The sequence below is a fragment of the Sulfitobacter sp. GN1-4 genome (genome assembly GCF_055693825.1).
Genome location: NZ_JBVFUQ010000003.1, coordinates 3,245,028 through 3,260,205 on the forward strand (window position 1 = coordinate 3,245,028; position 15,178 = coordinate 3,260,205).

Below are 15,178 nucleotides of genomic sequence, written 5' to 3' on the forward strand. Positions count from 1 at the left end.
GGACTGGGTGCCAAAAAATTACCGCGGAATGGTCGGGCACGTTCCCCCGATCATCTGCGGGCCATCGCTCTCAGCGCCCGGTAGATCCAAAAACGACGCCAGCCAGAATCTGCCGTTCCGGCTAATCGCTAGGAAATCAGATCGATAGAACGAGTTTTGCTGAACCGATATTTGCCAGAACCAAAAGTCATCAGATACATCGAGAGCCGGGATGCTTGGCTCCATTGAGACTGCCGAATTGGTAAGCAAGCCTTCATCAGGGTCGATTGTGAACTGCAGCTTAGCATCTTCCCCATCTCCGTCTCGGTAGCTACACGTAATCGTAATTGGATCAGCCAGCACACTCTTGCCAAACGCAAGAAGTAAAATCGCCATCAATATTCTCATATATATTCCTTTAGGTTTCGTTCTGAAAAAGCGCTTTACGTTCAACTGTCACAAAAGGCTATTTCCGCAGTAGTCTAATTGACTGGCCTGTCGCACCGCGCAAGGTACCGCCACTTGAATTCCCACAAACAGACTCAGTCCTCGTGACAAAGCGGCTTTAGGCCAGCGGACCGAATCTTATCACCAGTAATCCAGAGGTTTGCAGTGCTTCTACATCCACTTCCCGTCGTAGCTGCGACTTCCAGCCTTGCGCCTCGTCCGACTTCATTCACGTGTTTCAGGATTCTCATGTCTTCAAAAACCGCAATTCCACCAAATTTATTTTCTAAGTCCTTAGTGGTTGCATTTGCGAGTAGAGTGGGGTGCCAGTTTTTCATGCTAGCAATAAAGTCTCCGGATGAAAGGTCTCGCAGGAATTCAAGCGCAATATCTTCAATCTCATCTGAAGTCAGCTTGTTTGCATCAAAGCACATACGATCTATTGTGAATCCCATGACGGCGTTCTGGGTAAAAACCACCGATACATCACTATTGCATCCAGAACTTGCAACGGAAGTCCCGGAAAAAACTGTCCGCCCGTCATCCTTATGTTCTAACGATCCATCGAGGCTTCCCGTGTAGTCGCCTATTCCGCCAAACTGTTGTGCAAAAGATTCTGACGTAAGCTGGTACCTCATACTTTGATGCCAATTCTTGGTCATTTCATCATATGGTCCATTCCCAAGGCTCGCCATAAATTCACGAGTCAATGTCATAAATTCATCATCAGATAATGTGTTTGGCTCTCTGCAGATCGGTTGAACCGTATACTCCGTGATCTTTGCATCTCGCAAAATTATGGCAAACTGGCTCTTACAAAGTCGCTCGGTCGTCGTTGTGCCACCGATGCGTACTTTGCCATCTTGAAAAGTTTCTATAAGTGTAAAATTGATGTCGGTTAATGCTTCGGAACCCGCTACCATGCCTGCAAATTGGGGCGCTGTCACAGTGCTCCTTAAATCTTCCACCCAATGCTGACTGGCTTGCTCATAAGAGCTTGTAGCAATAGCTGCGAGGAGATCTTTCGCGATATCCAACTCTATTTTTACGGTGCTTTTCCCGTTGAATATGCTGCGACATAGAGGTTTTAAGTTGAGGAAGAAGATCTTCCCTTTTGATATTGAGAAAGTAGCGTTTGTTGTGCAACCAAGATCGGTAGTAGCAGTGCCAACGAGTTTAGTGGGGCCGTTCGCTTGGACACTAACTCCCTTGAACGAAACGGAAGTGTATTTTTGAGAGGCTCCGAATTCCTCACGAAACCGCTCTTCTGGAAGATCCGCCTTGAAGTCTTCACGCCAGTTCCTAGACAAATCCTCATAGTCTGCTGAAGACAGCTCTAGTAGAAATTCACGAGCGATTTCGCGCTCGTCGGAGCTAAAGAAAAAAATAGTGCCCACGAATAGGCCAACTAGGGCAACGATAATGGCTACAGCCACACCGATTCTTTTCATCCAACGTTTCACTTCTTCCCCCGCCTAAATTCGGTTGAGCAAGGCTACCTAAACTTGTTGCGTCGATCAAAGTGGAACTATGTAAACGCCTGTTCGGAATGTGGATTTTAGCCACAGTGAGATCGTCCGCTGAATTTTTCAGGTCAGCAAAGATTTTTTATTATTGGAATCAGGCTTCCTGAGACGCCGGGCGAGCCGCGAAAGGGTCGTGCGCCCCCGGCTGAAGCGACAACCCCCGCACCCGTTACACCCATCACACCCCTTCTGCAGCTTGTGCACCAATTGCAGCCCACGTAACGGGCTGACCACTCGTGCTTCGTAGTCTCTGCAGGTGATATAGTTATTGCAGGACTATTTCCGGTCTTTTGTGACCACGTTCGTTGCTTTTTGTGTACTGATAGAGCTTAGTAAGCCTCTCATTGAGATTTGATGTCGCACCGTTACCCAACAATTCCTTGAGGGCCTCTTCCATACTATGACTCGCACTGGTTGCATCTGTGTTGTCGGCTGCGTGGCGGCCTTTTTCCGAATACAAAAAAGACCCCAGCTCTCACTGGGGCCAATTCACTTTTGTGTAGCTTGTACAAACGACTGCTAACACACCAAGTGTACCTATTCTGGTTAAACAGAAGGCTAATACGCAGCTAGTTTTAAGCGTGATCGGTTTCGCTGGCGACGGCTCAGCGCTCATTCGCACCAAATGTTGCCGTTGTTGGGCCAAGGTTGCGCTAGCCCTTCAGACAGGAGGACCTCGCCCAGCGTTTTCCCAATGGGCAGTTCGACCCAAACGAGAGGGCGTTCATATTGGTCAACCGCGCCGCTGTCGATCACCCGGACACCCGGAACGGCGATCAGTTCTTCTGTCCGTTCTTTTGCGCGCATGCCAAGTGCCAACTCCCGTGAGCAGTCTGCATGCTGTCCTATTTCTGGAGTGTCGAATCCGGACCTGAACGGTTCACCGGGGCCCATCGGGCGTAGGCTAACCCCATCGCATCGAATGGTATCACCATCATAAGCGCTCAGGAGTGCGCATGCCATTATTGTGCCAAGCAATGTTGCCTCCTGAGTTTCGGTCTGACCTCGGGAACGAAAGTCTATGCCCTTCTAGGGTTATTGCAACCCAAAGAGCAGGGCGACGCCATAGAGGAAGGCTGCAACATAAACAGCGCTCATAAAGAAAAGCAAAGCAGAATGCACACGTTGACCCATTTACGAAGATTAACAATGCAGTGTTAACAGCTGGTTAGTGTTTTGCGTACCTTGCGTGCCCCGTAATTGGGGAGTGGCAGATTCTGATCGACGAAAGAGGAGTGGACTGATTAAAGCTGCATAAGAGAGTCACCCACCCCAATCGTCTCTGATTGGGATGGGCCGAATTTTAGATTACCCCGAGCAATACACGGGTTGTGCGCCATTGCCGTGCTTTCGTGGCTGGATCGGGTTTACTTCACTAAGGTCCCTGACTACGCGATTAACTTCGAAACGGAATTGATGGCACTGGGATGCTGATCGTATACCGCCCCTTGTCAGCTCGATCCAAATCCGCCAGACCGTATCCAGATAGCTCTTCGAACTCTTCAAAGTCACATCCAATTCCGCCTCCGGAGTTGTTGATGAAGTAGGCGCAAGATCCATCGAGACAGATGATTTCGAACTCGTTGTACTCTTCGTTTATAGTATTCATAATTTTTCCCTCAAAATTTTCCCCGCTAGGCCGGTCGACGCTGAAAATGCGTGTGCTGTGACCGACGATATTTACTTCAGGAGGCCTTGGAGCACGGGTGACTCTTTGTTGGCATTCCTTGCTGCCCCCGGTAATTGGGGAGCGCTCTTCTACTCTTCTCTGGAAGAAGCACAACCCCAAAACTGCGAAATTCTTAGCATCTATAGAAAAGAAACTCATCTTGGAGATTTATAGATGCTTACTACCTTCACGCTGCTCTTCGCAGTTGGGGTCGGCGTTCGGCTTGCCTTATCTCACCTGCTCAAGACGCGGTTCAGCCTGACCTTCGGGGTGCCTCAGGCTATCGCCGCCGTGTTGATCATCATGGCGATCCTGCCGGACGTGATCCTGCCTGTGGCTTTTCCAATACCTGTTGGCTTGGTCACTGGCTTCGTCCTTCCTGACCTGCTGTTCCGGAGGGCCTGATCATGGATCCCTTCAATCTCAAGGAAGACGACGTCGTGGTCATTCGTGCCTTCGACGAGTGGCCCGAGCACCTGTTTCAGGTCTGGGAAGTCTATGATGACTGCATCACAGGCTATTCGATCTCAGGCCCCCTTGAGGGCGTCTACGGCGAACCCGCCCACGACTTGATCCTTAGGGTCCACAGCCGCGCCGACGGCTGATCGGAAGAGGCGCTCGGCCTCTGACCTCCACCAATCCCAACAATCAATTCTACCTAGAAAGGAGAGGACCTATGTCTTCTGCTACCATTCGCTATGCCTACCTGAAAGGTCAGACGTGGCTCTATCGTCGCAATTACCCCAAGGAAGTTGCTGCCGTCCTTGGCCAACAAGCCCTCAAGCAGTCCCTCAAAACCAGTGATGCCAAGGTGGCCCGGAAACGGGCTGCTGAGGTCAATACCCGCTACGATGAGACCGTTGAGCAGGTTCTGTCAGGGGCTGCCTCTCTGGCACAGACAGCAATCAGTGATGCCAGTGGATGGGTCACCCCATCGGAACAAGCTCTTGCCTCTCTTCGTGCCACTCTGCGTCACTCTGAGGCCCTTGTGTATCCGGGAAAAGTAAGGCCCACGGCACCAGTCAGTCGGTCAGTCCGGTCGTACCTGCTGCTCCGGCAAGGTCAGCTTCGGCCCGGTGGCTTCAAGTCTGTCCGGTACTCTCTGGAACTCTTTGCCTCCAAGTACGGAGACCAGACGCTGACAGCGCTTTCGCGGGACCACGGACGGGAATTCCTGTCCTTGATTGGGCAGCTGAGCCCCTATCTCGGCAAATCGAAGCGGTCACAAGGTCTTTCTCTGGATGCCTCTGTCGCGTGGTCACAGGGTCATGGGAGGTGGATCACCGGGCGGACCCAGCGGCGCATCTGGTCACAGGTGAAGCACTGGCTGGATTGGTGTGTCTATGAGGGGGACATCGACACCAACCCCTTCGCCTCGGTTCGCTTTGAAGCCAAGGTGAAGCCGTCGCCTTACGCCGTCCCGACGGACGCAGAAGTAAAGGCGCTCCTCAAGCAGAATGATCCCGTCTTAGGGTCAGTCTTGATGGTCTGCCTCTTGTCCGGGATGCGGGCCGGGGAAGCCGCCGGTTTGCTCAGGGAAGATCTTGTCTCCAAGGGCAATCTCGGGCGGTTCTTTCAAGTTCGGCCCAATGATCAGCGGTTGCTGAAGACTGAGGCAGCAGAGCGGCAGGTGCCTGTGCATGCTGAACTTGATCCGGTCTTGGATAGTTTGCCCGTCAACGGCCCACTCTTCCCGAACCTGAAGGTCAATGATGTCACGAAGCAGTTCGCGAAGCTGCGCCGGTTACTGAAGATCGAGCGGCCGGGACTGGTCTTCCACAGCAGTCGGAAGTGGTTCATCACCCAGTGTGAGCGAACGGGTGTTCCTGAGCACTTCACTGCTTCGTTGGTGGGTCACAAGTCGGCCCGGTCTGAGAACGGCATCACCTATAGCATCTACTCGGCTGGTATCAGTGATGAGCAGAAGCGTGGGATCATCGACCAGATCAGGTTGCCGTCATGATGGTGCCTCCTGACATCGAGGCATTCGAGGAACGGGCTGCCATTGCAGAGTATGATGGTGGCCTGAGCCGAGTTGAAGCTGAGGACGTTGCTGCGAGAGATCAGGGCTTCATCAGCGCTCAGTACTACTGGCAGTGGTTGGCGGACTACGTCGTGAACAAAAGCTACCCTACATAAGAACCTTCCCCGGCTAGCATCGCGCTGGCCGGGGGTGAGGGCGCTATTTTTTTGCGGGTGCTACGGGTGCAGCGGGTGTGGGGCTTGATGGGGCTGACGGCCCAAACCGGCCATTCATCCTGACATCAAGCGCCGCTTAGCGTTTCGCCAGACCGGTCATTCGCTGCAGTAGCTCGATGTTAGTGGTGTTAGAGGTCAACTCTGCAAAACATTTCCAACTTTTGCAGCAGGTACGCCAATGGCTGCTTTTCGTAAGTTACCGCTTGATCGCATCACATATTGCGGGAAACCCGCTGCGGCAAATGGCCGAATTCTTCTTTGTTTTGTCAAAGTAGCGCCCAACTTGAATGTCATTGAATTACGAGCCTCAGAACGAGCGCGTTATTTGGAGGGATCGACCGCACTACGGTTTATCCCGAGCAATGAGGTTTACGGCATGGCCACGAATGATAGTAGCAATCCAGGTTCAAATGCTTCGGATATGCTTACCGGCGGATCATCAGGTGACACACTCACAGGCGGTCTTGGTAGCGACGTTGTATCCGGCGGATCTGGAAACGATGTGCTGCATGGTGACGCAGGTCCACAGGGCACTTGGCACTTTGAGACTTTTGATTACGACTTCTCTAGCAGTGCGGGTCAAGCATTTGATGTTGAGAATGGAACTAGCACAGGTTCGGGATACGTCACTGACTTCAACGAAAGCCAGCTAACTAATGAGATGCGGGGAACTACAGGTAATCCCGAAGATTTTGGCGTAATCTATACGTCTGGCCTAAATACGGTCTCAGGTGGCACTTACCGGCTGACAACAACATCTGACGATGGATCGACTGTTCAAATCTTCGACTCGTCAGGAAATCCGCTGCAATTTTCTAACCAGACTGGAGGGGTCAGAGATTACCTGAACAACGACTATCATCAAGGTTCAACGACACGGTGGGGGAAGTAGAACTCGACCCTAACGAGACCTACACGATCCAAATCAGATATTGGGAGAACCGTGGTGGTGATATCCTCAGAGCGACGATATCCGGACCAGATACCGACGGTGCTGTGGAAGATCTGACAACAACTTCAATGCTTGGGACACCACCAGGCCCCAATTATTCTGTGACTGGTAGTGCACAAGGTGTTGAAGGTGATGATACAATTGACGGTGGTGAGGGTAATGACCAAATCGATGGGGATGGAGGAAATGATAGCTTAATTGGGGGGACCGGTGACGACACAGTCGATGGTGGCGTTGGCAATGACGAGATCCTAGGTGGCGAAGGCGCTGATGTTATTGCTGGTGACCAAGGCAATGATACCATTGATGGAGGCGCAGGAAACGACTCCATTGACGGAGGTAGTGGCGACGACACGATCGAAGCCGGCGCAGGAAACGACACCCTCGAAGGCGGTGATGGCAACGACACTCTCGATGGCGGCTCCGGCACTGATATCCTTGATGGCGGCGACGGTGATGATATCCTTTTCGCGAATTTTGACGACGGTATCGGCGACACGTTCATCGGCGGCTCTGGTAACGATACGATGGAAATCGCAGGGTCGGATGTATCGGGTTTTGCATTTGATATTGACCTTGATGGGTCGGGTTCTGGATCTGATGGGTACCAGAATACGTACGATGGCATCGAGAATTTCGTAGCGAGCGAAAGCAACGGTGGGGCCACAGACCAGGTCTCGTTCTCGGGCACATTTTCAGCGGACGAGGTTAGTGGATTAGACGACAATGCCGTCGGCGTTTTTACACCATCGGATGGGTCACCACCCGTGGCCTTCGGACCGACAGAGGATGTGCAGCTATCCGCCTTATTGGGGATTGGCGAACAGAACGGATCTTTCTCAATTACATCTGGTGATGAGAGTGGTCAAATCGGCAGTGTCACCTTTGAGAATTTCGAAACGATTAATTTCAACGTAGTGTGTTTTGTTGAGGGTACTTTGATACAAACAGAACGAGGATTGACAGCGGTCGAAGACCTGGCAGTTGGCGACCGCGTCTGGACGGTCGACAGCGGCCAAAAGCCATTGCAGTGGATCGGTTCGATGAAGCTATCGTTCGAAGGTTCCACCGACCTGTCCCATCTGCGGCCGATCAGAATTGCTGCCGGATCATTGGGTGATCGGATGCCTCAGTCTGATTTGCTGGTTTCGCCACAGCATCGGATCTTTGTAAACTCAAAGATTGCTGAACGAATGTTTGGCCAGTCTGAGATCATCGTCGCAGCTAAGCAGCTTCTAAGTCTTGATGGTGTGGACATAGAACAGGTGATCGGACATGTCACCTATTACCATTTTCTGTTTGATAAACATGAGTTGGTGATCTCAAATGGCGCAATCACGGAAAGCCTTTTTGTCGGGCCTGAAGCGCTGAAGTCTGTAAGTCCAAATTCAAGAGCTGAGATCCTGGAGCTGTTTCCAGAGCTGGAGGAAGCGGACTATTGTCCAAGTCCGTGCAGGTTCATCCCCAAGGGTGCCATGGCGCGAAATCTAGCAAAGCGGCATCAGAAAAACGCTAAACCAATGGTGCCTAGTTTGAGTAACGGCGCAATTCACAACTTCAGCACCCAGTTTTAGGTCGAGCAAGCTCGATAGCTTTTAGTCGGAACGTAGCATCGAAAACAATCAGAGTGTTACGCAAACGGTATCCGATCAAACGTCTATTAGCCTTCGTTCGAACTTAGCGTAGCATATGTCAACAAAGGGCTCACAGCGGACCTGTGACGCAAAGCAGCAATCTCATGATTTGATGCCTCGTCAACGTTGGGCTGTGATTTTGGGAGGGCATGGCGGATCGGAGGATCAGTAATGAAAACATCAAATCTACCACCTATTCAGACACTTCGTCCTGCTTGGAACAAGGGGTGGATCGTCGGCCAGAATCAACCATTGAAGTCAAAGCATGTCTGGGCGATCGATGTTCGACTCGAATTGGTAGAAAACCGTCGTGACCTCGCACTCTTCAACGTCGCGATCGACAGCAAGCTTCGCTGCTGTGACCTGTTGAAGATGAAAGTCGTTGATGTCATGGCATCAGATTAGATTAAGGAGCGCGCCTAGGTCCTGCAAAGCAAAACGCAGAAACCTGTGCGATATGAGATATTCCAAAGCAGACGCGCCTCAGTTGAGAAGCGAATGGATGATGAACTCACGGTCGGCTCCGAGCACCTTTGGCCCGGTCTCTTCCATGAGCGACTTTATCTCTCGACACCACAGTATGCGCGCATCATCCGCGACTGGGCCACATCAATCGGTATAGAAACGAGCGGATATGGAACGCACTCGATGCGGCGGACGAAGGCAACCCAGATCTACAAGAAAACGGTCAACCTCCGCGTGGTTCAGTTATTGCTGGGCCACACAAAGATAGACTGCAACGTTAGATACTGGGAATTGAACTTGAGGATGCGCTCGCAATAGCAGAAGCCATTGAAATCCGAAATTTTGGGCCGTCTTTGTTGGCGGTCCCAAGCGACCTTTCACTATTTGGGCGAACAGCTGCAATGCGGCGGGAAATAGCAGCAATTGATCTGCTGCACGAGAAGTTCAGTGGGCACTTTGCAATCAAACACCGTGAGCGAACTTATCACGCGCGTCCGCTACCCATTTTTGGGGTCAACTTTTCTTCAGTTTGCTACTCAACGCGGTATTTCGTTGAACCGCGTTCCTTGTTCTGATCCGGCGCTCTGCCAGATCGATGCCAAAAACCCCAAGGAGGACTGCAGAAGTGAACCAAACGAAACACGCACCACCATTGTCAGAAATCGCGAACGTAACGCGGCTGCCGGATCGCATAGCCCCGTATTGGAACATACTGGAGTATTGCCGTCACATTGGACTTCAAAAACATCCATCCGGCAAATGGTACTGGATGGCCAGAATTCGTCGCTTAGACGGAGGCTACAGCGTGATAAGGCTGGGGTCTCATTTTCAAACTAAAGTTGGCGGGTTGACTTATTCGCAGGCAGCGTCCGCCGCCAACAATTGGTTCAACGAACCAAAAATTATGGCAATAGCATCGGAACCCTATTCTGTTGGTGTGAACCTTAAGCTGAACTACTCAAAATCCAAAGGTCCATTCACCGTCGGTGACTCCATGTATTCATTCGTCGAGTGGAAGCGTATCGCTGCCGCCCGGACCTATTTTGAGACGACACTGTCACTCATTAATCACCATATCATTCCAAGACTTGGCGACCTGCCAGTCCAAGAACTTAGTCAATCGGTATTCACACAATTCTGCTTAGATGTGCTCGAAACCGCTCCGGTGAAAGGCAATGGCCGATCCGTGAGCCGAGTTCGCTTGCAAGACTTGGATCATGAACGCCTCAGAAAGAGAAAAAAGACACTCAACACCGTAATTGGCCTGCTCAAGGCAGCGATCGAGATGTCTTGGGAGAATGGGGACGTTCCAAGCGATTTATCATGGCGTCGCCTGCGCCGTGTGCCGCACGCAGATGCACCGCGTCAGTTCTTCCTTACCCGTGGACAGGCAAAACGCTTGATCGCGTCTTGTCGTCCTGATCTAGCCCTCCTCGTTCAAGGTGCACTCTACACAGGTTGTCGTGTATCGGAGCTAGCTAAGCTGAAAGCACGAGACGTAGGCGGTCACGTATTTGGGATCTATGTCGAACCCTTGAAAAGCTATCGTGGTAGGTATGTCGTTTTGCCAAATGAAGGCATGACCTTCTTCCTCGACCAAATTGAAGCGCTAGACGACGAGGACCGGGTCTTTACCATGGCTTCTGGGAGGTCCTGGACCGGTTGCCACAAGCACTTGTTCAAGGAGGCGGTGCGTCGTGCTGGTTTGCCGGACAGCTTCGTGTTCCATGGTCTAAGGCATACATACGCGAGTCAACTGGTGCAGGCTGGCACGCCCCTTGTGATGATCGCCAAACAACTTGGTCACTCCAATACTGACACGGTCAGTCGCACATACGGCCATCTCTGTTGCGAGGGTCTTGAAAATGAGATTTCACGGCGCTTCGCTCCACTGCAGAAGGCTAGAAAGGACGCAAGACTGCAACGTCTGAGGGACACATTGCAAAGCAAGGAAGAACCGCATTGGTCCTGGCCCTTAAAAAATAGGAGCAAGGCAGCAGGAGAACTTGTGAGTCTGTTGCGGGAACGGGAGGACGAACTCCGACCGCGCTAGGGTTCATTGTGGTGTTAGCTTCATTCGTGGCCAACGGGCATTTGTCCGTCGCTTGGCGTCTATGAGCGGCGGGCAAATCAATACGACTGAGTTCTGTCAAACGCTTTCTAGATAAGCTGAAACCCCTGCCTATTAACCATTTGTTAACTTTCAACGCGTAGCAAAAAACAACATGCCGATTGATCATCAGATCAAAACTAGTCGCTCGATGGCCGACACATTTTCGAAAGCAGCTCGCCTATGACGAAAGATCATGAAACCACAAGTGAATGCGGAATACCGCCCGATACATGGCTTGCAATCGAACTAATTAGAGACGGGGCCCATGGGGCGTGGACTTTCGAGATCACGACCGAAGATAGGAGGACCATGTCCTGGCCAGCGCCTTTTAAAACACCGCAAGAGGCACTTGCTGTCGCCACAGAGGTGATAGAAAATTTTGGCGTTTCTGGATTGGTCCCCCTTTGCAAGCCCCAAAGCAGAAAGCCATCATAGGGACGAAAGCGACCTCCGGTTTTGACGGAGTGAACTGGACCACCAGCCTCCTAAGGTAGCCCAAATCCTCTGGTTCGGTGAATACAGGGCGTGAAGTTGAGGTAGTCTTAATCCTTTATGAGGAGAAAGCCACGATGTCCTATTTACGCCAAGCAAGTGAATTTCTGAAATCCGAAGGCCTTGATAACCCTTGCCGTTTCATAACAAAGCAGCAAATTGAAGCGCTCACTATCAGGTCCACAGCCCATTGGCATAGCCTGTACACGGGTCGCCATATCGGCATTCATAGGCCAGATGCCAAACTGTGTAACTGGACAGCGCGGATACTGACCAAGGACAAACTGTACCGTCAGAAATGCCTTGGGTCGGCTTTGGAGCTCGGGCACGGATCAATTGATTATAAGACAGCTTTAGCTCGCGCCTTCGAGTGGTTCGGTACCAGCTCTATCAAGGCTCTTGCGAACACCCCGAGAGCCGTCGGGCGGATGAAGGACGTTAGTATTTGCCCCATTGGAGACGTGTATTCAGTCGGGCATGCCCTCAAGGACTATTGTGATTGGACCCGGCTGTCCCGTTCTTCCGGTGGGCATTACAATAACCTTGTACTCATCAACCACCATATCATTCCCAAGTTCGCTCACCTTCCCTTGGAAGAATTCAACGCCACACATCTTAGAGAGTTGGCCCGTCAAGTTTTAGAAACACCCCCCAAATATGGGTTTCGCGAACATCTGCCCAGACAGTCTATTGACGAGCTTACGCCAGATGATTTGAGACGGCGCAAGAGAACGTTCAATTCCCTAGTTTCCGTCCTGAAAATGGCCTTCAAGCATGCCTGGGACAACGCTGCAATTGAAACAGAGCGACCTTGGCGGTGTCTGAAGCGGATACCTGTCAACCACACTCCCAGGACGCTGTTCCTCGATCGATCTGAGTGCAATAGACTGCTCAATAACTGCACACCAGCTCTGCGCAAACTCGTCCTGGCCGCTCTTTACAGCGGTTGTCGTGTCGGGGAACTTGGTCAACTGAAAGTGTGCGATGTCGGTTTTCAGGCTTATGGCTTGCGGATCGCGGCGTTTAAGAGGTCTCCCGCTAGGTTCGTGTTCTTGCCAGATGAAGGTATGGCATTCTTCCTGGAACAGTGCAGAGGGAAGTCCTCGCAGGATTTTGTCCTAAATTCAGACATGGGCAAACCATGGCGAAAGCAGCACACGCAGTTATTTCGACGTGCCGTCGCAAGGGCTGGGCTTCCAGTTGAACTGGTGTTTCACGGTCTTCGCCACACATACGCCAGCGATCTAGTCCGTAACGGTGTTCCTCTGGATATTGTGGCAAAACAGCTGGGCCATGCGAGCAGCATAATGGTCAGCAACACCTACGGACATTTGGCTGAGCAATACCGAGAGCAGCAAATTCGGCAAAGGTTCACTCCCTTGAACAAAAAACGGGTTCGGGCAGCGCTGGAAATGCTGCCTGAGCTGAAGACTCTCTGGTCCAGCGTACAGACTGAGGAATGGAGAGACTATGCTGCTCTGGATCGCGGCACGACAAAGCCGCTTCAATCGTTTGCGCGACCGGTGCCGGAGATTGCACAGTATTTCGAACATGTCGACGGTAAAGTAAGTTCATCAGATCGACTGAGCTAGGCAGAAACGGGCCGCAATCTGACTTTCATACTGCCTCAGTGGACGGAACCTTTGTCCCGCTCGGCGGCCCTTTTCACGTGCTGCAGCGAAAGTCCGCTTTCCGCCCCTGTTGTCCACACCCCCTCAAGCCCCCCGTGACACCCGTTCTTGGTACTCATCACTCAGCCCAGTCCCAGCAACCAGCCTTGCCTCAGCTTGAACGGGGAGAACGGGTGTTACGGGTGGCGGTAGTTTGTGGTCCATCACTGCCAGTCTTGTGTGCCGCTCCCTGCACCTGCCTTACGTTCTGTTATTATTGTTCTTTCTATTAGTGATGATCTCTTACCATGGATTACCCTAGATAGAGGCCCTGTCAGGCTCCCCAGACTGGGTATCCCCACACCCGTTCCACCCGCTGGACCCGTGTAGGCCCCAGTGCGTGCCCCTCTCAACGAAAGGTCCTAGCTAGGGGTGAAGCAGCGGTGAAGCCGCTGTCTCGGAAACCCGGGTCGGACGCTCTTCAGGGCGTCTGACAGCATCGGCGAAAGCCACCCCTTTTGGGGCCCCAACTACCACCCGGGAATTGTGGTCATCATCATCAAAATGCCCCCAAAAGTGCCCCCTTTTCCCGACTGCCTCCGCTAAGCCCAAGAACAGGATCGGAAGGGAAGGTCTCCTACCATCCCAGCCACTTCTTCCTTATATGATCATTGATGCGCCTGAGTGATGCTCTCGGGCCAGAAATGCCCCCGAAAATGCCCCTGATCGTGCTGTCGGCCATTGCAGTGGTAGGCTTAGACCATACTTGAAATAGGTATGAGTAATGGGAGCGAAGAGACAGGGGGGGCAAGAAAAAGGAAGAGGCCCCAACCCGAGAGGCTCTCCGAACCACCTAGCTAAGGCCGGCCTTCATGATCCTAGGAGACTGCATGACCAAATGAGATAGAGGATCCGTGGCATTCTAGGCCCCTGGATGTGCATCGGTGGTCTGATCACTCAGAGGTGGGTGTGGTGGTGGTGGGGTCGGCGTTCTAGCGCCAATCTATAAGTTGTCTGACGCAATTTTCGGCTGACGTATCGCATTGCCGCGATGGACCTAATGACAGGTTCGAGCCCAATCCGACTGATGCTGCAGGCTGCACCGAAGTCTGCTCCCGGTCCGTATCGACTACTTCCTGAAGACAGCACATTGCTCTTGAGCCGCTGCGACAAACATGCGCATGCGCTTGTTCAACCGTCGGTTTGGTGAGTGGATGAGATGGATACCGAATACCTCGAATTCTGCCTCCGGTAGAACGGGGACCAGATCGCCGTTTTCCACGGCTCCCGAAACGATGAAGTCTGGTAGCTTGATGATGCCCAAACCGTCTACAGCGGCATCGGTAAAGAATGACCCGGTGTTGGAATTGAGAGCAGGCTTAAAGGCGATCCTTGCTGGCTTGCCCTGATACCCAAAACTCCAGGTCGGGCGACGGCTTGATCCGTAGTGCAGAAAGGCATGGCTGGCCAAGTCTTTTGGTTCAGACGGTATTCCGTACCGCTGCAGATAGCTGGGGCTAGCAAATAGCCCATGCGTTGTCGTGCCCAGCGAGACTTGGCTGACCTCGTTCAGGTCATGCGACGTGATGCGAACGGCGAGGTCGTAATTTTCACGTTCCAAATCGATGGTGCGGTCATCAAAATCGACCACAAGTTCGATATCGGGGTAGTCTTGGACGAACTGAAAGAGCATCGGCTTGAGAAAGCTCAGCCCAAATTCATGGGCAATTGTGACGCGCAGTGGTCCGCTGGCATTGCGCGATGCGTGCGTGAAGTCGGCGTCCAGGTCATCCGCATCCGCCAGCATTGGCACGGCGCGCTGGTGCAGTTCTTTGCCTGCTTCGGTCACTGCCCAGTTTCCCGGTTTCCGGTCAACGAGCCGCATATCATAGCGGCTTTCAAGTTGCCCGAGGCGTCGGCTCACTGCCGATTTTGCGATGCCAAGCGTATCAGCCGCGCGTGCGATGCTGCCTTGATCAACCACCGTGACAAACAGTTTCAAATCTTCGATTTGACCCATGACGCCGTTCTCTTTTTGTGACCCCTGAGGTCACTATTTCCGATCTGTGCGCAGAAACGCAACCCCTTAGAA

General features: G+C 52.2%; 12 protein-coding genes and 1 pseudogene. 8 read left to right on the top strand and 5 right to left on the bottom strand.

The annotated features are described in order from the left end of the window. Positions 1-18: 18 nt before the first annotated feature. From ACZ1HM_RS16590 to ACZ1HM_RS16605, 4 genes are all read right to left on the bottom strand, one after another. Positions 19-387, bottom strand: a complete 369-nt coding sequence (locus ACZ1HM_RS16590) for a hypothetical protein (RefSeq protein WP_472743758.1) — start codon at positions 385-387, stop codon at positions 19-21. Positions 388-521: 134 nt separating this feature from the next. After that, a complete protein-coding gene (locus ACZ1HM_RS16595; protein ID WP_472743759.1) occupies positions 522-1,889 on the bottom strand; it encodes a hypothetical protein in 1,368 nt (455 codons plus the stop codon). Positions 1,890-2,564: 675 nt separating this feature from the next. Then, positions 2,565-2,915, bottom strand: a complete 351-nt coding sequence (locus tag ACZ1HM_RS16600) for a thermonuclease family protein (protein ID WP_472744649.1) — start codon at positions 2,913-2,915, stop codon at positions 2,565-2,567. A 433-nt stretch (positions 2,916-3,348) separates the two neighbouring features. Further along, complete coding sequence (locus ACZ1HM_RS16605) at positions 3,349-3,780, bottom strand: hypothetical protein (protein WP_472743760.1); 432 nt, start codon at positions 3,778-3,780, stop codon at positions 3,349-3,351. A 15-nt stretch (positions 3,781-3,795) separates the two neighbouring features. Between ACZ1HM_RS16605 and ACZ1HM_RS16610 the strand changes: the two genes are divergently transcribed. The 8 genes and pseudogenes from ACZ1HM_RS16610 to ACZ1HM_RS16645 all read left to right on the top strand — a co-directional run bounded on the left by ACZ1HM_RS16610 (position 3,796) and on the right by ACZ1HM_RS16645 (position 13,068). Continuing rightward, on the top strand, positions 3,796-4,026 hold the full coding sequence (locus tag ACZ1HM_RS16610; RefSeq protein ID WP_472743761.1) for a hypothetical protein: 231 nt from the start codon (positions 3,796-3,798) through the stop codon (positions 4,024-4,026). Between the two features lie 2 nt (positions 4,027-4,028). Beyond that, positions 4,029-4,226: a hypothetical protein gene (locus tag ACZ1HM_RS16615; RefSeq protein ID WP_472743762.1), complete on the top strand. Its 198-nt coding sequence runs from the start codon at positions 4,029-4,031 to the stop codon at positions 4,224-4,226. Between the two features lie 71 nt (positions 4,227-4,297). Further along, complete coding sequence (locus tag ACZ1HM_RS16620; RefSeq protein ID WP_472743763.1) at positions 4,298-5,584, top strand: DUF6538 domain-containing protein; 1,287 nt, start codon at positions 4,298-4,300, stop codon at positions 5,582-5,584. Positions 5,585-5,998: 414 nt separating this feature from the next. After that, positions 5,999-6,712, top strand: a complete 714-nt coding sequence (locus ACZ1HM_RS16625) for a hypothetical protein (RefSeq protein ID WP_472743764.1) — start codon at positions 5,999-6,001, stop codon at positions 6,710-6,712. Beyond that, positions 6,700-8,346, top strand: coding sequence for a Hint domain-containing protein (locus ACZ1HM_RS16630; protein WP_472743765.1), 1,647 nt, complete (start codon positions 6,700-6,702; stop codon positions 8,344-8,346). The genes ACZ1HM_RS16625 and ACZ1HM_RS16630 overlap by 13 nt, the downstream gene beginning before the upstream one ends. Before the next feature lie 231 nt (positions 8,347-8,577). Next, positions 8,578-9,206 (top strand): annotated as a pseudogene (locus tag ACZ1HM_RS16635) (tyrosine-type recombinase/integrase); the annotation flags it as partial. A gap of 290 nt (positions 9,207-9,496) precedes the next feature. Further along, positions 9,497-10,924 (top strand): tyrosine-type recombinase/integrase, encoded by a 1,428-nt coding sequence (locus ACZ1HM_RS16640; RefSeq protein ID WP_472743766.1) that lies wholly within the window; start codon positions 9,497-9,499, stop codon positions 10,922-10,924. A gap of 629 nt (positions 10,925-11,553) precedes the next feature. Next, entirely contained in the window at positions 11,554-13,068 is a 1,515-nt protein-coding gene (locus ACZ1HM_RS16645; RefSeq protein WP_472743767.1) for a tyrosine-type recombinase/integrase, read from the top strand. Between the two features lie 1,147 nt (positions 13,069-14,215). Here ACZ1HM_RS16645 and ACZ1HM_RS16650 read toward each other — a convergent pair. Then, positions 14,216-15,106 (bottom strand): LysR family transcriptional regulator, encoded by an 891-nt coding sequence (locus ACZ1HM_RS16650; protein ID WP_472743768.1) that lies wholly within the window; start codon positions 15,104-15,106, stop codon positions 14,216-14,218. Positions 15,107-15,178: the final 72 nt, after the last annotated feature.

What these genes read in the sequence shown, in the direction of transcription:
- ACZ1HM_RS16600 (WP_472744649.1), bottom strand. Translation starts at nt 2,915, where the DNA reads ATGGCATGCGCACTCCTGAGCGCTTATGATGGTGATACCATTCGATGC.
- ACZ1HM_RS16610 (WP_472743761.1), top strand. Translation starts at nt 3,796, where the DNA reads ATGCTTACTACCTTCACGCTGCTCTTCGCAGTTGGGGTCGGCGTTCGG.
- ACZ1HM_RS16620 (WP_472743763.1), top strand. Translation starts at nt 4,298, where the DNA reads ATGTCTTCTGCTACCATTCGCTATGCCTACCTGAAAGGTCAGACGTGG.
- ACZ1HM_RS16615 (WP_472743762.1), top strand. Translation starts at nt 4,029, where the DNA reads ATGGATCCCTTCAATCTCAAGGAAGACGACGTCGTGGTCATTCGTGCC.
- ACZ1HM_RS16605 (WP_472743760.1), bottom strand. Translation starts at nt 3,780, where the DNA reads ATGAGTTTCTTTTCTATAGATGCTAAGAATTTCGCAGTTTTGGGGTTG.
- ACZ1HM_RS16625 (WP_472743764.1), top strand. Translation starts at nt 5,999, where the DNA reads ATGGCTGCTTTTCGTAAGTTACCGCTTGATCGCATCACATATTGCGGG.
- ACZ1HM_RS16590 (WP_472743758.1), bottom strand. Translation starts at nt 387, where the DNA reads ATGAGAATATTGATGGCGATTTTACTTCTTGCGTTTGGCAAGAGTGTG.
- ACZ1HM_RS16645 (WP_472743767.1), top strand. Translation starts at nt 11,554, where the DNA reads ATGTCCTATTTACGCCAAGCAAGTGAATTTCTGAAATCCGAAGGCCTT.
- ACZ1HM_RS16650 (WP_472743768.1), bottom strand. Translation starts at nt 15,106, where the DNA reads ATGGGTCAAATCGAAGATTTGAAACTGTTTGTCACGGTGGTTGATCAA.